The sequence below is a fragment of the Ruegeria sp. ANG-R genome, from assembly GCF_000813985.1.
Lineage (GTDB): Bacteria > Pseudomonadota > Alphaproteobacteria > Rhodobacterales > Rhodobacteraceae > Ruegeria.
Genome location: NZ_JWLJ01000011.1, coordinates 319,561 through 337,974, shown reverse-complemented (window position 1 = coordinate 337,974; position 18,414 = coordinate 319,561). Strand labels below are relative to the sequence as shown.

Below are 18,414 nucleotides of genomic sequence, written 5' to 3'. Positions count from 1 at the left end.
GGAGGTTAAAAAACCTGCAGTCTGTCGTGGCATCCAAGCGGTGTCAATCGACCCGACTGTTCGTTTGCGCGGTATACCCGATGCCAGTTGTGACCCGGCCTGACGAGAGCTTCGCGGAGACCGAACACTCTCAACTGTTTAAATTTACACGCTTAAAGTGTAGAAAGGTCGAGAGTATCGTTCAAAAGCAATCGGAAGCGTCATTCAAAATGCCTTTCTTTACAGTCTATCAGATTGATGCTGACCCGCTTTTCAATCCCAGTGTCACGGTGAACAATGCCTTTCAGGTTGAAATCACGGACAACGACGACTTCCTCGAGGACCCGGATGCCGATGGCGGTCAACAGTTTGACGTCAGTTCGATCCCCGGATTAAGCACCTCCGAAGATTTTCAGGTTTTTGAAAACTACAGCGCGAATGTCGGCGGATCTCCGGTGACCTATACGCTTTTGCAGTTCTCCGGCACACAGTACATCGTTGTGACATCCGGGACCGTCGCCGTTAATGATGTCCTGTCCAATAACATCCGCACTCAAGTCACGGCACCCCCGGCCGAATATGATACACTTCCGACTTTTGTCTGCTTCACTGCGGGGTCCATGATTCTTACCCCGACCGGTGAACGGCTGATCGAAACCATCCGGCCGGGGGATCAGGTCATCATAGGAGACGGCAACAGCCGCCCTGTCCGCTGGGTTGGCCGCCGACGTCTGAGCAGGCGCGAATTGCAGCAAGCGCCAAAGTTCTGCCCGATCCGCATCAAGGCGGGCGGGCTTGGAGACCGGCTGCCCACACGGGACATGATGGTGTCACCGCAGCATCGTATCGTGGTTTCCTCGCCTTCGATGGAGTTGCATTACTTTGACCCGGTGATGCTGGCACCCGCCAAAGCTCTGGTGAATGGCGATACGATCACGCAGGTGCCACCCGATCAGAATGTTGAGTACATTCATATCCTCTTTGACAGGCATGAGCTGGTTAACGTCGAAGGGCTCTGGTCCGAGTCGTTTTTCCCGGGCGATTGCACGCTGGATGCGATGTCTGCCGCGACAAAAGAGGAGTTGTTCGCCCTGTTTCCAGAGCTTCTGTCCAACAAGGGCGCATTTGGCGAGACCGCGCTGCCGGTTCTGAAACCGCATGAGGTGCGGATGTTGCGCCAGGATCTTACCGCACCAGCCAGGGCGACGTCAGCGTTGGTTCACTAGCTCGGTGTTGGTTGCCCATGGTCACCGAACGGCGGGCTATCCGTAATGGGCTATGCGTAATGGAAACGAGGGGCTTTCGCCCCCCGTTGATCATCTGTCCGATCAGGACGGCGCTTTGGTTTTGCGCAGGTAGGGGAAGATCGTTTCGAACTCACCGAACTTGGCCTTGGCGTCTTCGTTCGACACGGTCGGCGGGATGATCACGTCTTCGCCCGGAACCCAGTTGGCGGGGGTTGCGACGCCCTTGGCGCTCATCTGCAGCCCATCCAGAGCACGCAGGATTTCAGCAAAGTTCCGGCCTACGGTCATCGGGTAGGTCATCGACAGTTTCAGCTGCTTGTCCGGCCCGATGATGAAGACAGAGCGCACCGTTGCGCTATCGGCAGGAGTGCGACCGTCGGGCAGATATGCCTCGGCAGGCAGCATGTCGAAGGCTTTGGATACGGCCAGACCGTCATCGGCGATGATCGGAAAGCCGGGGTTGGCCTTGCCGTATTCTTCGATATCTTTCTTCCACTTCTTGTGGTCTTCGACGCCGTCCACCGATACGCCGATCACTTTGGTGTTCCGGGCTGCCCATTCATCGTTCAGCTGCGCCACAGCCGAGAACTCGGTGGTGCAGACAGGGGTAAAATCCTTGGGGTGTGAGAACAGGATGGCCCAGCTGTCGCCAATCCAGTCATGGAACTGGACGGTGCCCTGATCCGTTTCTGCTGTGAAATTCGGGACAGTGTCGTTGATACGCAAACCCATAGGGAAACTCCTTTCCTGCGAAAAAATCCGAGTCGGTCGATGCCAACCTAATCACTTTGCGCAGAGGTTAAACCATTCATGTTGCCCTGTCAGAAGATTCGGTGGATACATAATTTGATCAAATTGCGAATTGCCCCTTGCCCCATGCCGGGACGGGTGACAGAGTGCCCTCGAAAACCGACCGCTCGGTCGGCTGATTTCTGCTCCGGAGGATGAGCCATGATCGAAAAACGTGATTTCTATATCAACGGCAAATGGGTCGCCCCGTCTGCGCCGAATGATTTCGAAGTGATCGACCCTTCGACCGAAGACCCCTGCGCGGTGATTTCGCTTGGGTCAGAGGCGGACACAAACGCCGCTGTTGCCGCGGCCAAGGCCGCCCTGCCCGGCTGGATGGCCACCCCGGTCGAAGAGCGTATCGCGTTGGTGGAGAAACTGGTTGATATCTACGCCGCGCGCTCCGAGGACTTGGCCCAAGCGATGTCGATGGAGATGGGAGCGCCGATCGATATGGCCCGCAGCCAGCAATCGGGTGCGGGAATCTATCACCTGAAGAATTTCATCCGTGCTGCCAAAGCGTTTCAGTTCGAACGTCCACTGGGCGACCACGCGCCGAATGACCGGATCATCTATGAGGCGGTAGGTGTCGCCGCCCTGATCACGCCCTGGAATTGGCCGATGAACCAGGTCACGCTCAAGGTCGGCGCAGCGGCGATTGCGGGCTGTACGATGGTGATAAAACCATCGGAACAGAGCCCGCTGAACGCAATGATCTTTGCCGAGATGATGGATGAGGCCGGTTTCCCGGCCGGTGTCTTCAATCTGGTGAACGGCGATGGTGTGGGCGTGGGCTCTCAGCTGTCTGGGCATCCGGATGTGGATATGGTCAGCTTCACCGGCTCGACCCGCGCCGGTACCGCGATTTCCAAGAACGCTGCCGATACCCTTAAAAAGGTGCATCTGGAACTGGGTGGCAAAGGCGCCAATGTGGTCTTTGCCGATGCCGATGAGAAGGCTGTTAAACGCGGCGTGCTGCATATGATGAACAACACCGGCCAAAGCTGTAACGCACCCAGCCGGATGCTGGTACAGCGCCCGATCTACGATCAGGCGGTTGAGACCGCCGCCGAGGTGGCAAACAAGGTGGCAGTGGGCAGCGCGTCCGAGGAAGGTCGCCATATCGGGCCGGTGGTGAATGAGGTGCAGTGGACCAAGATTCAGGACCTGATCCAGAAAGGCATCGACGAAGGCGCACGTCTGGTTGCGGGCGGCACTGGTCGACCGGAGGGTCTGAACAAGGGCTACTATGTGCGCCCCACCGTCTTTGCTGATGCCAACAACCAGATGACCATAGCGCGCGAGGAAATCTTTGGCCCGGTTCTGACCATGATCCCCTTCGACACAGAAGAAGAAGCCGTCGAGATCGCCAATGACACACCGTATGGTCTGACCAACTATGTCCAGACACAGGATGGAGACCGCGCCAATCGAATGGCCCGCGTGTTGCGGTCGGGCATGGTCGAGATGAACGGTCAGTCGCGCAGTGCCGGGTCCCCGTTCGGAGGCATGAAGCAATCCGGGAACGGACGTGAAGGCGGCGTATGGGGGTTGGAAGACTTCCTCGAAGTGAAGGCCGTAGGCGGCTGGGCTGCGGAGTAAGTAACCTTAGAATTCGACCTTGGGGGAGTGCGCTTCGCAGGCGCGCTCCGCTTTCATTTGGATACGAATCCCAGCGTCTCGGAACTGTCCAAACTTGAAAAAAGCCTTCTGGGTGACCATACCTGCCAGTTATGCAAATAGAAGAAATCTGGCCAAACTACCGCGCACGTATCAAGGCGTTCCTGCATTCCAAGGTGGCAAACCCGGCGGATGTAGACGACCTTTTGCAGGAAATCTCGATAAAGGTTTTCACAGGGCTGCCAACACTCAGCGACCCTTCCAAGCTGCAATCCTGGCTGTTCCAGACAGCTGACCGCACAATTATCGATTTCTACAGAAAAAACGCGCGGGCAAAGACCGTTGATCCCGAAGATCTTTGGTATTCCAGTGACGATCCTGGCATCCGTCAGGACCTGGAAAATTGCGTCGAGCCATTTATCCGCGGCTTGCCCGCCGAGACGGCAAAGTTGCTTATGGACATCGACATCAATGGCATGTCCCAAAAAGAATATGCCAAGGCTCACGGACTATCTTATTCGACATTGAAATCCAGAGTTCAAAAGGGTCGCGACGACCTGCGTAAAGCATTTGACGATTGCTGTAACTGGACGATCGATACACGCGGAAATATCGCGGAATATCATTTAAAATCTGATAACTGCAAAAAATGTTGAGCCATTCTTCGTCTTTTTGATGCGGGCGCCGTCTTACAGGTGAACGTATCAAAAGGATAAAACGATGATCAAAATTATCAGCTTCAAAATCTGCCCGTTCGTGCAGCGTGTCACCGCGATGCTGGAAGCAAAAAACGTAGCCTACGACGTGGAATACATCAGCCTAAGCAACAAACCGGACTGGTTTTTGGAAATTTCACCGACGGGCCAAGTGCCTGTCCTGGTAACCGAGAACGGTACCGCGCTGTTCGAATCTGACGCGATCGTAGAATATATCGACGATGTCACAGCGCCATTGCAGACAGACATATCGCCCGAGCAACGCGCAGTTAATCGCGCTTGGAGCTATCAGGCGACAAAACATTATCTGGTCCAATGCAGTACGATGCAGAGCGCCGACAAGGCGACGTTGGATGATCGCATCCGCAAGCTGGACGCATCGTTCGCCAGGGTTGAGAAACAACTGGGCGAGGCATCATTTTTCGCCGGTGACGAACCCGGCAATGTGGATATCGCCTGGTTGCCATTGCTGCACCGCGCGGCAATTGTCGAAAGACACAGCGGGTATGACATGCTTGCAGGTTATCCCAAAGTGAAGGCCTGGCAGCAGGCTGTGCTGCGGACGGGTATTCCGGCCAAATCCGTACCCGCAGATTTCAATAAGAAGTTCTCGGATTTTTATTTGGCCGAGCGCACCTGGCTTGGGCGAGGCGCAAACCTGAACGAAGCACCCAGCGCGTCCGCAAAATCAACCGGGAGCGGATGCTGCGGGTAGACCAAGAACGCTCCTGCCCTGTGATTGCCGGGCAGGAGCGCGCTGTCAGACTGGTCGTATGGTGAGCTGAGGCTCTCCGTCCGAAGTGTGGCGGGTGGACCGGCCATCCCAACCTATCTCTCCGGTCACGCGTTGGCGCAGGGACGAAAAACTGTCGAACCGGACCACGTCCACGGGCGCATCAAATTGCAGCGTCACCCGACGATGTGTTCCATCGCCCAGCTTGGTCAGGCCACGGACCTCAGCGGTGAAGGGCTGGCCCAGATACCGGCCCTCAACCCGATCACCGACGCGCAGTTGCATTCGGTTACCAGCCATTGCGTGCAACGTATTCCAATCCCGCGCACCGTGTTGATGCGCCAGCAGTTCCAACGCCTCGCTATTGGACAGCTTGACGCCGCTGTCCTGCAACCGTTTGCGCAGGCGTTTTGCCTGCTCTTTCAGCTCCGAAATCGGAGCGATGTTCTGGACATTTGCCATGATATGCCTCGTTTCCTTGAACGGGCGCGAAATCTGGACGGGGTTCGCATTGCCATCCGCGCGCCGGGAAAGGGCAACAGATGATATTCCAACCGGGTTTCACCAAAGCCAAAGACCGCGAACGGCAGGGGACCCGAACCTGCCGTGCCATATGGCAACGATGCGCTAAAATGTCAATCAGACGTCGGCTTGGGCCGCCTCATAGGCCAGCATGGCGCGTTTCACGGGCAGACCCCAGTGATAGCCACCCAAGCCACCGGATTTGCGCAACGCACGGTGACACGGGATCAGCCAGCTGACCGGGTTGCGCCCGACAGCGGTGCCCACGGCGCGTACCGCTTGCGGTGAACCAACCCGCTGCGCGATCTCGGAATAGGTGGTGACCTGTCCTGATGGGATGTGCATCAACGCCTCCCACACTTTGATCTGCAGCGGCGAGCCGATCAGATAGAGCGGGGTCGGCTGCAAGCGGTCACTGGCGGCACCGAAGGCACTGAGCACCCACGGGCGCAGGCGCATCGGGTCCTCGACAAACGCGGCCTGCGGCCAGCGGGAAAGCATGTCTTCCATCGCGTCTTCTTCACCGGTTTCGGCACCGAAGGCCATGCCACATATGCCTTTATCGGTTCCCATAACCAGCGCGGGGCCAAAGGGGCTTTCGAACCAGCCCCAATAGATTGTCAGGCCCGCACCTTTGCGGGCGTATTCGCCGGGGCTCATGGATTCCCATTTCAGGAACAGATCATGCAGCCGCCCGCTGCCGGACAGGCCGACGTTATGCGCAGTCTCTAACGTCGTGAACCGCTCTCGCAGCAGCGCCTTCGCATGGCCCAGCGTCAGATATTGCTGGTATCGCTTGGGCGACACTCCGGTCCAGCGCGAGAACAGGCGCTGGAAATGCGCCGGGCTCATGTCCATCTGGCAGGCCAGCTCCTCGAGGCTGAGCGTTTCTCCGCCCTGATCGATCAGCTCTATCGCGCGCCGCATGACGTTGTAGTGATATCCGCTTTCGGGGTTCTGGATGTTCATGGGTTTCACCTCATTCGCTTGGATAAACCATAGCGCGCAGACCACGCCCCTGCGACCCGGAACATGCGCAATGGCTTTGGGCTTGTGTCGCGCGGCGTCGGGCGGCATTAAGGCCGGAATGGCAAAACAACTTGGATATCATACGATCCGCGAGGTCTTTACCCGGTTTCAGGAGGCTGATCCTGAGCCCAAGGGCGAGTTGGATCATGTGAATGTCTATACGCTGGTGGTGGCCGTAGCTTTGTCTGCGCAAGCAACCGATGCGGGGGTCAACAAGGCGACGAAAGAGCTGTTCAAGATCGCTGACACGCCGCAAAAGATGCTGGATATGGGCGAAGAAGGTCTGATCGAGCACATCAAGACCATCGGCCTGTTCCGGCAGAAGGCCAAGAATGTGATCAAGCTGAGCCGCATTCTGGTCGAAGACTATGATGGCGAGGTGCCCAATTCCCGTGCGGCGTTGCAATCTCTGCCCGGTGTCGGACGCAAGACCGCGAATGTCGTGCTGAACATGTGGTGGCGGTATCCGGCGCAAGCGGTGGACACGCATATCTTTCGCGTCGGCAACCGCACCGGCATCTGCCCGGGCAAGAACGTGGACGCCGTCGAACGCGCTATCGAAGACAACATCCCGACCGATTTCCAGCTACATGCGCATCACTGGCTGATCCTGCACGGCCGCTATCACTGCAAGGCGCGCAAACCGCAATGCCCCACCTGTATCATCCGCGATCTCTGCGAATTTGAGGATAAGACTCTATGAAGACCTACCAACTGACCGGCATCGGAAACGCCGTTGTGGACGTAATTTCCCAGGCCGATGACAGTTTCCTTGAGCTGATGGGCATCGAAAAGGGCATCATGCAGCTGATCGAGCAGGAACGCGGCGAGGTATTGTACGCCTCGATGGAAGGCCGGGTGCAGACGCCGGGTGGCTCGGTTGCCAACACCATCGCGGGTGCGGGTGCACTGGGTCTGGATTCGGCGTTTATCGGGCGGGTGCATGATGACGCACTGGGCCGGTTCTATGCCGATGCGATGAACGAGGATGGGGTGGATTTCGTGAACCCACCGGTGCCGGGGGGAGAGCTGCCTACCTCGCGGTCGATGATCTTTGTCTCGCCCGATGGTGAGCGGTCGATGAACACCTATCTGGGTATTTCGTCCGAGCTGTCGTCTCAGGATGTCTCGGAGGAGGTCGCGGGCAACAGCCAGATCATGTTCCTCGAAGGTTATCTGTTCGACAAAGAAAAGGGCAAGGCGGCGTTCCTGGAAGCGGCGCGCAACTGCCACAAGGGCGGCGGCAAGGCCGGCATCGCCATTTCCGACCCGTTCTGTGTTGAACGGCACCGGGTCGATTTCCTGCTGCTGATCGAAAACGAACTGGATTTCGTGATCGGCAACGAGGCCGAGATCAAATCGCTGTTTGAAACCGACGATCTTGAGGAAGCGCTGGCCAAAACAGCCGAGATTTGCCCTCTGGTCGTCTGCACGCGGTCGGGCGATGGGGTGACCGTACTGAACGGCGACGCGCGCATCGACGTGCCGGTTGAAAAGGTCGTACCTGTGGACGCGACCGGCGCGGGCGATCAATTCGCCGCCGGGTTCCTGTTTGGCATGGCAACGGGCCGCGATTACGAGACTTGCGCGCGGATCGGCAATGTCTGTGCCCGCGAGGTGATCAGCCATATCGGCCCCCGTCCCGAAGCGAACATGATGGATTTGTTGCGGAACGAAGGGTTGCTTTAGGCGCCGGGCCGTCCGGCTATTTGTCTTTCCGATCTTTTAGCAGGGCCGTCAGCAGCGGGATCAGCAGCGTCGGCAACGAACCCAGGGGGTTGGAGCCGATGCCCTTGATCGCGCCAACGATCTCGCGCGCCTCGGTTGCCATCTCTGACAGTTCGTCTTCGATATCGGCGATCGCCATATCCCGGACCTCGACGGCGGGGGCGATCTCCTGCTCGACATTGGTACGCTTTGCGACCAGGACCAGCAAACAGGCCAGGGTCAGATTGGCGGCCGCCAGAGCCGCGGCGGACAACGCCGGAGACATCCACGCGTTCAAAACGAAATAGAGGCTGATATTCAACAGCACCAGCGCCGAGAGCACCGCGATCCCCGCCAGCGCTATCATGATGGTCTGCTGTTGGATCACGGCCAGATGACGGCGCTGGATCAGGCGCTCGGTCCGATAGATCGTTGTCAAATTCCGACTAATTCTACGCATTCCGAATTCCTATCCCTGCAACCGGCCAACGGCGTATCCCAGCGTGAAAGCGACCAGCAGGGCGGTGATCGGATAGTCTTTCTGGAGCCTTCCGAACTCTTCGACCACCTCGTCGCCAAAGGCCTCGGCCTTGCCCAGGTCGATGCCGTGCTCCGTCAGAAGCTTGCGAATCTCGTCAGAGGTTTTCGCCGATGCGGTTGCCTCGTGCCGCGCCTGCCCGGCGGGTTCATCGCGTTCTTTTTCTTCCAGTTGCGCATTGCGCGCCCGGAGTTTCTCTAACTCAGCCAGAAGTTCCGCCTCGGTGGTCATGAAAACGCATCCCTCAAAATCAGTTGCTCCTCACCATAGTTCGATTGGACAGTGGCACAAATCCGAGCCCGGTTAAACTCACGTCGACGTCTGCGCTGCCGCAGCCTGATCGGACATGGCCTGCCGGCGAGGCTGTCGGAGAAACACCCGGTCGGGGACGGGATCGCATTTACGACAGATAGGGCGAGAAAATCCCGAGAACCTGTTCGTAAACGCTGCGTTTGAACGGCACTATTTCTGCGACCAACCGATTTGGCTGCTGCCATTTCCAATGGGTAAATTCTGGGTGTTCGGTCTGAATATCGATCTGGTCATCCCGGCCGAGGAACCGCATCAGAAACCATTTCTGTTCCTGCCCGCGATACCGGCCCTTCCAGATTTTCGGCACGATATCATGCGGCAAGTCATAGGGCAGCCAGCCATCGGTTTCGGCAATGATCTCGACCAGGTCGCCGGTCACACCGGTTTCCTCCCACAGCTCACGCAGAGCCGCATCGCGCGGGTCTTCGCCCTTGTCCACGCCCCCTTGGGGCATCTGCCATGCGTCTTTGTGGCGATCATTACGCTGACCGACAAAGATTCTGCCCTCAGCATTCATCAACATCAGCCCGACACAGGGACGATAGGGCAGTTTGGCGATCTGGTCAGGGGTCATGTGCGGCCTCATCAGCAGGGTGTGCAGCGTCTGTAACAAGCGGGGCGGGAAACGCAAAGGGAATGACGTTAGGTTTCGCGTGACAAAGGTGACGTGAACGTCAATCTAACCCTCAATTTCGGGAGGGAGAGTTCGCCATGACTGCGTACCCAAACATGCTGGCCCCGCTGGATCTGGGCTTTACCACGCTGAAAAACCGGGTGCTGATGGGCTCGATGCATACCGGGCTGGAAGAGACCGGCGATTGGAATCGGGTGGCCGAGTTCTACGCGGATCGGGCGCGCGGCGGTGTGGCGCTGATGGTGACGGGCGGGATTGGTCCGAATCTTGAGGGCTCGGTGCTGCCGGGGGCCTCGATGATGACCAATGACACAGAGGTGGCGAACCATTCCATCGTGACCCAGCGCGTGCATGAGGCCGGTGGCAAGATCGCGATGCAGATCCTGCACGCTGGGCGCTATGCCTATGGGCCGAAATGCGTGGCACCGAGCCCGGTGAAATCGCCGATCTCGCCGTTTCCGCCGCACGAGCTGGACGAAGAGGGCATCGAGAAGCAGATCGGCGACATTGTGAATTCCGCCCGGTTGGCCCAAAAGGCGGGCTATGACGGGGTCGAAATCATGGGCTCCGAGGGGTATTTCCTGAACCAGTTCCTGGTGACCCATACCAACAAACGCACCGACCGCTGGGGCGGATCGTACGAGAACCGGATGCGCCTGCCCATCGAAGTGGTGCGCCGCACGCGCGAGGCTGTGGGGACCGATTTCATCATCATCTACCGTCTGTCGATGATTGACCTGGTGCCCGACGGCTCGACCCATGAAGAGGTGGTGGAGCTGGCGCAGCGGATCGAACAGGCCGGGGCGACGATCATCAATACCGGGATCGGCTGGCATGAGGCCCGGATTCCAACGATTGCGACCAGCGTTCCCCGCGCGGCCTTTGCCTGGGTCACCAAAAAGCTGATGGGCAAGGTTGGCATCCCGGTGATCACCTCGAACCGGATCAATACGCCCGAGGTCGCCGAAGAGGTTTTGGCGACCGGTTGCGCCGATATGGTGTCGATGGCGCGTCCGATGCTGGCGGATGCGGATTTCGTCAACAAGGCGATAGCGGGTGAGGCCGCGAAAATAGCGCCCTGCATTGCCTGCAATCAGGCCTGTCTGGATCACACGTTCAGCGGCAAGCTGACGTCCTGTCTGGTGAATCCACGCGCCTGCCATGAGACCGAACTGGTGATCGGCAAGGCAGATACCCCCAAGACCGTCGCTATTGTCGGTGCAGGTCCGGCGGGTCTGTCCACCGCGATGACCGCCGCCCAGCGCGGTCATGACGTGACATTGTTCGACCGTGCGTCGGAAATTGGCGGGCAGTTGAACATGGCCAAACAAGTGCCGGGGAAAGAGGAATTCTGGGGTCTGGTCGACTGGTATCGTACCATGATGGACGACCTTGGCGTGAAGGTGGAACTGGACCGCGAGGTCGGCGCAGATGACCTGACCGGCTTTGACGAAGTGGTCATTGCCACCGGTGTCACCCCACGCGATCCGCAGATACCGGGGCAGGAGCGGGTCAACGTGCTCAGCTATATAGACGTGCTGCGTGACAAGGCCGAGGTCGGCAAATCGGTCGCGGTGATCGGAGCGGGCGGCATCGGGTTTGATGTCTCCGAATTCCTGCTGGAGGACGGCCACAGCCCGACCACGGACCTACCTGTATGGATGAAGGAATGGGGTGTGACCGATCCTGCCGAACATCGCGCGGGCCTGGCGCCCGAGGGGCCCCAGCCCGAAGCCCCCGCGCGGCAGGTCACGCTGCTGCAGCGCAAGGCACAGCGCCACGGCAAGGGGCTGGGCAAGACAACCGGGTGGATTCACCGCGCAACGCTGAAGATGAAAGACGTCAATTTCGTGGGAGGCGTAAACTATGAGCGCATTGACGATGATGGCCTGCATGTCAGCTTTGGTGAAACCCGCGATGACCCGACCGTTATCCCGGCGGATACCGTTGTTCTGTGCGCCGGTCAGATCCCGGACCGTTCACTGGCCGACGCGTTGATCGAGCGCGGAGTAACGCCTCATGTGATCGGTGGCGCGGATGTGGCCGCCGAGCTGGACGCAAAACGCGCGATCAATCAGGGGACGCGGCTGGCGGCGGGGTTCTGAGTCGCCAGGGCGTTCAAGGCACTTGCGCCCGGTCATTCAGACCATAGTCACGGACCACTGCCGCCACACGCAAACGGTAGTCTTTGAACAACCCGGCGCGCCCCGTGCCTTGTGCGGCCCGGTGCCGGGCTGTTTGACGCCAGGCGGCGACGGCCTCTTCATCTCGCCAGAAGGAGAGCGACAGGTATTTGCCGGCTGTTGTCAGGCTTTCAAACCGCTCGACCGAGACAAAGCCGTCAATACCATCCAACATCGGTCGCAGGTCGGCGGCGATTTCGAGATAGGTCTGGATCTCGCCCCCTGCTGGCTCGACCTCGAAGATCACGGCAATCATGCGCCGTCTCCATGCGGGGTTGAGGCACATGTGAGCCAAGTCCGGTCTTCCCGCAGAATGAAGCGCTCTTTTTGCGCAAAGGCATAGTTCTCCTGCCCAAGTGGATCAGCTGACAGACGCGCGCGGTAGGCTTCGTACTCAGCGAGGCTGGGAATGTTGTAGATCCCATAGGCCAATGTCGATGACCCCTCGTGCGGGGCGAAATATCCGATTAAATCAGCGCCGCACCGCGGGATCGCCTGCCCCCAATTGCGCGCATAGGTCTGAAACTGCTCTTTTTTCGTTGGGTCGATCTGGTATTGGATTATGCAAGTCAGCATCGTTGCCTCCGGTTGATGATCGACAAAGATTAACCTCTTGGCTGGCGCTTATGTTTCGATTACGGTCGAAACATGCGAAACGGACCGGATATCGCTCAGATTGCTGCGCTGATTGGCGATCCCGCACGCGCAAATATGTTGACGGCAATGATGTCGGGCAAAGCACTGACGGCAGGAGAATTGGCGCGCGAGGCCGGGATCAGCCCCCAGACCGCAAGCTCACACCTGAAGAAACTGCTTGAAGGTCGCCTGATACGGGTGCGCGGACAGGGACGACACAAATACTACGGACTGTCCGGCGGGGATGTGGCGCATGTGCTGGAGAACCTGATGGGTCTGGCTGCCGGGCGGGGACACCTGCGGACACGGACCGGACCACACGACGCTGAGATGCGGGCAGCGCGGGTTTGCTACAACCATCTGGCTGGCAGCCGCGGAGTGCAGATGTTCACCGCCATGCAGGCACGAGGGTACCTCGACGCCGCGGACGACGCGGTGTCTCTGACCCCAAAGGGTGTTCAGTTCTGCACCAGTTTCGGCATCGATCTGGACGGGCTTGGCCGCAGCCGCGCACCGCTTTGCCGCCCCTGTCTCGATTGGAGCGAACGCGAAACGCATCTGGCCGGGAAACTCGGCCGTGCCCTGTTGGCCCGCATGGAAGAGATCAACTGGCTGGCGCGCAAACCCGACAGCCGCATAATCCGCTTTACCCGCGCCGGAGCGTTAGAGTTCGACGCGCTATTCAGCACTTGAGTATTATTCCACCGTAATCGTGATTACCTCGGACACAACAGGCGTGGAATGCGGCACATGCCCGGCATCTCCCAACACCAACTGCAACGTGTGCTCTCCGGGCGCCATGTCCAGCGTGACCTCGGTCTGGCCACCGCCGAAATGGATGTGATTGTCATCCGCAGGCAGACCATAAGCCAGCTCATCCGCGCCGTCTTCGCCCTGCCCCAGCGGCGGGCGATCAACCAGAAGGTGATGATGTCCGGTATTTTCCTTCTCGGTTCCGGCGGGTGCGACGCCCATACCGCTTAATCCGAACACGATGGTAACGGGTGATTGAACCGTATCTCCGTCGGACAGGTTGACGAAATAAACCTTGGCATCGGGATTTGATGGCGTTTCCCCTCCGGCCCACACGAGGCTGGCGGACAGGCACAGGACAGCAGCTGAGAAAAAGGCTTTCATTGTCTCCTCCTTGGTCACAAAAATGCCATTCTCATCATAGCACGATTGGAAAAAAGTCCAGAAACCGGGGTTTTGCACCGGATAGACCAAACTGCGACGTGGAGACGTCGGCGTTTCCCAGTCGCAAACGATCCGATTCAAAACCCTGATATTATCCCATGTCTGCCCCGTTCTTGCCCAGATTGATCGCGATAAAGAGACAACGAACGGAAGACCTGGGGAACGAGAATGGATCGACTGACCGAAATGGAGGCCTTTTCCAACGTGGTGGACCAGGGTGGTTTCACCGACGCGGCCAAGAAAATGGGCATCTCCAAATCAGCCGTGTCCAAGCACGTTTCAAGTCTTGAGGCACGGTTAGGGGCAAGGCTGCTGAACCGCACGACACGACGCGTGTCTCCGACCGAGATCGGGCTGGCGTATTACGACCGCGCGCGCCGTGTACTGAACGACGCAGGCGAGGCGGATGCGTTGGTGACCTCGATGCAATCCGATCCTTCCGGTCTGCTGCGAATCAGTGTTGCGACGGATTTCGGCGTTAATCACCTGTCGCCGGTCCTGTCCGATTTCCTGTCCGTCTATCCCGATATCACCGTGAACATGGTGCTGAACAATCGTTATGTGGAACTGATTTCCGAAGGATTTGACGTGGCCGTGCGCATTGGTGAGCTGGAAGACAGCACCCTGCGCGCCCGCAAACTGACCGAAACCGTGAAGCGCATGGTCGCCTCGCCGAAATACATCGAGCAGTTCGGTCGCCCCCAGAAGATCGACGACCTGAACGAACACAAGCTGCTGCACTATTCCAGCCAGTCCTCGGGCAGCGTGTGGAAACTGACGGCGCCATCGGGCGAAAAACGTCAGGTCCGCACCGCTGGCTGGCTGAGCGTGAATGACGGCCAATCGCTGCTGAACGCGGCCATCTCGGGGTTGGGGATCGCACATCTGCCCAGCTATCTTTACGCCGACGCGCTGAAATCAGGCGAGGTGGTGGACGCCATGCCATCGCTGCCGGATGAAGTTCAGGGCGTCTATGCCGTATATCCACCGGGCCGGTTCACCCAGCCCAAGGTGCGGGCATTCATTGATTTTCTGGTCGATTCCTTTGCTGAAAAGGGCCCGATGGACTGGTAGAATTCTCCCGACGGCACCTAGATGGCCCGTGCTGAACTGCACGGGTCTTTTTTATGGACCGATCACCGAAAGTCCCATGTTGCGCGCAACCGAGCGCAAGCTTTCGGTCAGCACCGTTTGCCCGGGTAGCGGAGATTCGGTGTTGCGCGACAGCAAAGCGATATCGCGGTTGGCGTTGGGGATGGATAAAGGGCGCAGGCGCACTTCATCGCGGTAAATCCCTTGTCTGCGCGCATAAAGGTCCGGCAGAATCGCGACGCCAACCCCGGAGGCCGCCATCAGGACAATTGAGTCGAGTGTAGTGCCCTCATATTCATCTGACACCACACCACCGCATTCTGCAGCAAGTGCATAGACAATGCGCGAAAGCCGGTGACTTTGATCGAGCGTCAGGAATAACCGGTTTTGCAGGTCCTGGGCCGCGACGCCTTGCAGGCCGCGGGCCAGCAGGTCATCAACGGCGACCGCGACCCAGAGGGTTTCATTGAACAAGCGCTGTTGAACCGTGTTTGGATGGTCCTCGGGCGTCGACAAGATCAGATCAAAGCGACCTGTCTTGAGCCCCTGTTCCAGATCACGGGTGTTTTCTTCGCGCACAACGATGCGGAGACCGGGGCGTAGACGGTGGACCTCTTTGATGACCTGCGGAAGCAGATAGGGCCCGATCGAGGGCAATACCCCGAGGCGCAGGCGCCCTCCAACCGGCAGGTCGCTGGACATGGCGTGGCGCAGGTCTTTGACCTCGGCAATGATCTTCTGCGCGCGCGAGATAAAGTCCTCACCCTTCGCTGTGACCTGCACCCCGCCACGATTGCGATCGAATATTCGAACGCCAAGTTCCTGTTCTACCGTCGCAATCTGGGCTGACAGGCTGGGTTGGCTGACGTTCAAAACGTCGGCAGCCAGACTGAAACGGCCCAGACGGCTGACGGTGACGATATATTCCAATTGGCGTAAGGTTGGACGCATATATAGTTTATAACTATGCAAAAGTTAAAAAGATAGTATTTGGCGAAATCAAATTAACAAGGCACCTAGCTCCGAAACTGAGGGAACAGGAGCCTAAACATGCCCGGTGTGATTGAAACGTTGTCCAGCAACCTGCTGGTGCCAACCATATTGTTTTTCGCTCTTGGGCTGTTGGCGGCATTTGTGCGCAGCGATCTTTCGATCCCGGCGGGGGCGGCGAAATTCATGTCGCTCTATCTGCTCTTGGCCATTGGGTTCAAAGGCGGGGCCAGTCTGGCCGCACATGGTATCCATCTGCAGCTATTCCTGACCCTGCTGGGCGGCGTTGCGTTGTCTTTTGCGATCCCCTTCGTGGCCTTTGGTCTGTTGCGGGTGATGACTCGGCTTGATCCGCTGAACGCAGCAGCGGTGGCGGGACACTACGGCTCAATCTCGATTGTGACCTTCGTGACCGCCATCAGCCTGTTGGATCTGGTGGGACTGCCCCATGACGGATTCATGGTCGCCGTGGCCGCCGCGATGGAGGTGCCTGCGATCCTGTCGGCGCTGTGGCTGGCGCATAAGAGCGGCAGCAACGGCGTGAAGGACGACAAGCTGTGGCGCGACCTTCTGGCCAATGGCTCGATCGTATTGCTGACCGGGGCCTTCCTGATCGGAGCGATCACCGGTGGCGAAGGGATGCAGATGATCGCGCCTTTTATCGTAACGCCCTTCACCGGCATCCTGTGCCTGTTCCTGCTGGATATGGGCCTGTCGGCGGGGCGCAGCCTGATTGGCAACCGCGACAAGCTGTCGGTGGGTCTGTTTGCCTTTGGCGTGCTGATGCCGCTGATCGGCGCGCTGATGGCTTGGGCTGTGGGCGCGATGATCGGCCTGCCCAAGGGCAGCCTGTTCCTGTTCATGGTGCTGTCGGCTTCGGCCTCTTACATCGCCGTACCGGCGGCGATGAAGATTGCTTTGCCCAAGGCGGAGGCTGGGATTTACCTTACCCTGTCGCTGGGCGTCTCGTTCCCGTTCAACATCACTATCGGCCTGCCGCTGTATCTGTGGTGGGTCAGTTGACCAGCAACACCGCCTCGACCCGGCGGTTGATATCGCGGCCTTCGGGCGTTGCGTTTGAGGTGATCGGGGCGAGGTAGCCTACGCCTTGCGCTTCGACCCGGTCGGGCGCGATGCCGTAGCCTTCGATCAGGCGGGTGCGCACCGCCTCGGCCCGTTTGGTACTGACCGCGATATTGGCCTGCAGATCGCCGGTATCGTCGGTATGCCCGACCAGCGCCAGCCGCGTTCCGGGGTTTTCGGCAAGATACTCGGCCAGCAGATTTAGTGACGCAAAGGGCCCCTCTCCCAGCGCCACCTCGCCTGTCTGGAAGTGTAGATCGTCGAGGATGACATGGCCGTCGCGCGTCAGGTTACTTAACAAACCCGCTGTACCATCAACCGTTTCCTCGATCACCAGGGGGGGCGCAGGTTGGGTCCCCACCGGTGTGACCCGGATCATCTGCACATAGCCATCGGGCGGGTTGCGGCTGATCAGCAGGGTTACCACTTCATCGCCGCGCTCGGCGGACAGGAAGCGGTAATCGTGAATCGCTACATACATATCGGGTGTCGGTACCACTTCGGTGGCAAAGCGGAAATCGAACCCGCCGCAGGCGCGGGCCTCACATTCGAAGGTGATCTCAAAACCCTGCGCCTGCAGCTGATCCCGCAGCGGTGCGAGGATTTGCAGCGTTGTGCTGGACCCGGCCTGAAGCCGCCATGTCAATCGCTCGACGCGCCCTTCGACAGTGCGCGACGGCACCGCTCCGTCGGCAAACACGCCGACCGGCAGATCATAACTGTCAAGCGCGCTGGTACGGTCAGAAATTTGCCTTGCGCCGGCAGGCAATGTCAGTTCCTGCGCCATGGCAGGGGCGGCCAGCATGGCCAAACAGAAGAACAGAAAGCGGATCATCGGAACTGGGCGTGATACTCGGGGTTCGGGACCATTGCGATGGCGCTGGCGACGCGGTTGGTCATGTTGAAGAAACCGGTGACATTGGCAATGTCCCAGATATCGCGGTCGGTAAAGCCCGCATCGCGCAGAAGCTGGCGGTCGGGTTCCTCGATTGTCGTGCTGGCTGTGGTCATCTTGGCGGCGAAATCCAGCATCGCGCGCTGGCGGTCGTCCAGTTGGGCAACGCGGTAATTCATGACCAGCATTTCTCCAAGCTGAGGATCGCCCGAAAGCTGCCGCACGGCGGCGCCATGGGCCACCAGGCAATAGAAACACTTGTTGATCGATGAGACGACAACCGCGATCATCTCGCGTTCGAGCTTCGTCAACCCGCTGTTGGCCAGCATCAGGTCGTTATACATCGCCGTGAAGGCATTCAGCTTTTCGATATCGAAGGCATAGGCGCGCAGCACGTTCGGCACCATGCCCAGCTTATCCACGCAGATATCAAAGTATTTCTGCGTTTCCGGCGGAAGCGGGTCCACCATGGGCAGATTCAGGGCGGTTGGCATGTCCTGTTTGGTCAAATC

Annotated in this window: 22 protein-coding genes; 10 read left to right on the top strand and 12 right to left on the bottom strand. The window is 58.7% G+C overall.

What is annotated here, in order from left to right; all coding sequences use genetic code 11:
• The first annotated feature begins 209 nt into the window (after nt 1-209).
• On the top strand, nt 210-1,205 hold the full coding sequence (locus tag RA27_RS23305) for a Hint domain-containing protein (protein ID WP_052265402.1): 996 nt from the start codon (nt 210-212) through the stop codon (nt 1,203-1,205).
• A gap of 102 nt (nt 1,206-1,307) precedes the next feature.
• Here the strand turns inward: RA27_RS23305 and RA27_RS20015 are convergent, their stop codons facing one another.
• Nucleotides 1,308-1,958 (bottom strand): peroxiredoxin, encoded by a 651-nt coding sequence (locus RA27_RS20015; protein WP_039543105.1) that lies wholly within the window; start codon nt 1,956-1,958, stop codon nt 1,308-1,310.
• A gap of 219 nt (nt 1,959-2,177) precedes the next feature.
• Between RA27_RS20015 and RA27_RS20010 the strand changes: the two genes are divergently transcribed.
• The 3 genes from RA27_RS20010 to RA27_RS20000 all read left to right on the top strand — a co-directional run bounded on the left by RA27_RS20010 (nt 2,178) and on the right by RA27_RS20000 (nt 5,066).
• On the top strand, nt 2,178-3,617 hold the full coding sequence (locus RA27_RS20010) for an aldehyde dehydrogenase family protein (RefSeq protein ID WP_039543103.1): 1,440 nt from the start codon (nt 2,178-2,180) through the stop codon (nt 3,615-3,617).
• 131 nt (nt 3,618-3,748) lie between these two features.
• Nucleotides 3,749-4,291 (top strand): RNA polymerase sigma factor SigZ, encoded by a 543-nt coding sequence (gene sigZ / locus RA27_RS20005; RefSeq protein WP_039543101.1) that lies wholly within the window; start codon nt 3,749-3,751, stop codon nt 4,289-4,291.
• A 64-nt stretch (nt 4,292-4,355) separates the two neighbouring features.
• A complete protein-coding gene (locus RA27_RS20000) occupies nt 4,356-5,066 on the top strand; it encodes a glutathione S-transferase family protein (RefSeq protein ID WP_039543100.1) in 711 nt (236 codons plus the stop codon).
• Nucleotides 5,067-5,111: 45 nt separating this feature from the next.
• On the opposite strand, the gene RA27_RS19995 is transcribed toward RA27_RS20000, so the two are convergent.
• Together RA27_RS19995 and RA27_RS19990 are read right to left on the bottom strand one after the other, a co-directional pair.
• On the bottom strand, nt 5,112-5,546 hold the full coding sequence (locus RA27_RS19995) for a glyoxalase superfamily protein (protein WP_039543098.1): 435 nt from the start codon (nt 5,544-5,546) through the stop codon (nt 5,112-5,114).
• Nucleotides 5,547-5,723: 177 nt separating this feature from the next.
• Entirely contained in the window at nt 5,724-6,575 is an 852-nt protein-coding gene (locus RA27_RS19990) for a bifunctional helix-turn-helix domain-containing protein/methylated-DNA--[protein]-cysteine S-methyltransferase (protein ID WP_039543097.1), read from the bottom strand.
• A gap of 118 nt (nt 6,576-6,693) precedes the next feature.
• On the opposite strand from RA27_RS19990, the gene nth reads away from it, so the two are divergent.
• Nucleotides 6,694-7,338, top strand: coding sequence for an endonuclease III (gene nth, locus RA27_RS19985; RefSeq protein ID WP_039543241.1), 645 nt, complete (start codon nt 6,694-6,696; stop codon nt 7,336-7,338).
• Nucleotides 7,335-8,324: an adenosine kinase gene (locus RA27_RS19980; protein WP_039543096.1), complete on the top strand. Its 990-nt coding sequence runs from the start codon at nt 7,335-7,337 to the stop codon at nt 8,322-8,324. Before nth ends, RA27_RS19980 begins: the two co-directional genes overlap by 4 nt.
• Nucleotides 8,325-8,340: 16 nt before the next feature.
• Here the strand turns inward: RA27_RS19980 and RA27_RS19975 are convergent, their stop codons facing one another.
• From RA27_RS19975 to RA27_RS19965, 3 genes are all read right to left on the bottom strand, one after another.
• Nucleotides 8,341-8,802, bottom strand: coding sequence for a hypothetical protein (locus RA27_RS19975; protein WP_152610751.1), 462 nt, complete (start codon nt 8,800-8,802; stop codon nt 8,341-8,343).
• 9 nt (nt 8,803-8,811) lie between these two features.
• Nucleotides 8,812-9,111: a hypothetical protein gene (locus RA27_RS19970; RefSeq protein WP_039543094.1), complete on the bottom strand. Its 300-nt coding sequence runs from the start codon at nt 9,109-9,111 to the stop codon at nt 8,812-8,814.
• Between the two features lie 169 nt (nt 9,112-9,280).
• Complete coding sequence (locus RA27_RS19965) at nt 9,281-9,766, bottom strand: RNA pyrophosphohydrolase (protein WP_039543093.1); 486 nt, start codon at nt 9,764-9,766, stop codon at nt 9,281-9,283.
• A gap of 137 nt (nt 9,767-9,903) precedes the next feature.
• Between RA27_RS19965 and RA27_RS19960 the strand changes: the two genes are divergently transcribed.
• The gene (locus RA27_RS19960) at nt 9,904-11,931 is read left to right on the top strand and encodes an NADPH-dependent 2,4-dienoyl-CoA reductase (protein ID WP_039543092.1); all 2,028 of its coding nucleotides are present in this window, start codon (nt 9,904-9,906) and stop codon (nt 11,929-11,931) included.
• Between the two features lie 13 nt (nt 11,932-11,944).
• On the opposite strand, the gene RA27_RS19955 is transcribed toward RA27_RS19960, so the two are convergent.
• Nucleotides 11,945-12,265, bottom strand: coding sequence for an antibiotic biosynthesis monooxygenase (locus RA27_RS19955; RefSeq protein WP_039543091.1), 321 nt, complete (start codon nt 12,263-12,265; stop codon nt 11,945-11,947).
• The gene (locus RA27_RS19950) at nt 12,262-12,585 is read right to left on the bottom strand and encodes an NIPSNAP family protein (RefSeq protein WP_039543089.1); all 324 of its coding nucleotides are present in this window, start codon (nt 12,583-12,585) and stop codon (nt 12,262-12,264) included. Before RA27_RS19950 ends, RA27_RS19955 begins: the two co-directional genes overlap by 4 nt.
• A gap of 72 nt (nt 12,586-12,657) precedes the next feature.
• On the opposite strand from RA27_RS19950, the gene RA27_RS19945 reads away from it, so the two are divergent.
• Complete coding sequence (locus RA27_RS19945; protein WP_039543088.1) at nt 12,658-13,338, top strand: winged helix-turn-helix domain-containing protein; 681 nt, start codon at nt 12,658-12,660, stop codon at nt 13,336-13,338.
• A 3-nt stretch (nt 13,339-13,341) separates the two neighbouring features.
• On the opposite strand, the gene RA27_RS19940 is transcribed toward RA27_RS19945, so the two are convergent.
• On the bottom strand, nt 13,342-13,782 hold the full coding sequence (locus tag RA27_RS19940; RefSeq protein ID WP_039543240.1) for a DUF4399 domain-containing protein: 441 nt from the start codon (nt 13,780-13,782) through the stop codon (nt 13,342-13,344).
• A gap of 228 nt (nt 13,783-14,010) precedes the next feature.
• Between RA27_RS19940 and RA27_RS19935 the strand changes: the two genes are divergently transcribed.
• Nucleotides 14,011-14,916 (top strand): LysR family transcriptional regulator, encoded by a 906-nt coding sequence (locus RA27_RS19935; RefSeq protein WP_039543087.1) that lies wholly within the window; start codon nt 14,011-14,013, stop codon nt 14,914-14,916.
• A 51-nt stretch (nt 14,917-14,967) separates the two neighbouring features.
• Here RA27_RS19935 and RA27_RS19930 read toward each other — a convergent pair whose 3' ends face one another.
• Nucleotides 14,968-15,885 carry a hydrogen peroxide-inducible genes activator gene (locus RA27_RS19930; RefSeq protein WP_039543085.1) on the bottom strand — a complete coding sequence of 306 codons (918 nt, stop codon included), beginning with the start codon at nt 15,883-15,885 and terminating at the stop codon, nt 14,968-14,970.
• A gap of 99 nt (nt 15,886-15,984) precedes the next feature.
• Between RA27_RS19930 and RA27_RS19925 the strand changes: the two genes are divergently transcribed.
• Nucleotides 15,985-16,947, top strand: a complete 963-nt coding sequence (locus RA27_RS19925) for a sodium-dependent bicarbonate transport family permease (RefSeq protein ID WP_039543084.1) — start codon at nt 15,985-15,987, stop codon at nt 16,945-16,947.
• On the opposite strand, the gene RA27_RS19920 is transcribed toward RA27_RS19925, so the two are convergent.
• Nucleotides 16,940-17,842, bottom strand: a complete 903-nt coding sequence (locus tag RA27_RS19920) for an OmpA family protein (RefSeq protein ID WP_039543082.1) — start codon at nt 17,840-17,842, stop codon at nt 16,940-16,942. The two genes, RA27_RS19925 and RA27_RS19920, sit on opposite strands and share 8 nt — an antisense overlap.
• Entirely contained in the window at nt 17,839-18,411 is a 573-nt protein-coding gene (locus RA27_RS19915) for a peroxidase-related enzyme (protein WP_193746551.1), read from the bottom strand. The genes RA27_RS19920 and RA27_RS19915 overlap by 4 nt, the downstream gene beginning before the upstream one ends.
• Between the last annotated feature and the right edge of the window lie 3 nt (nt 18,412-18,414).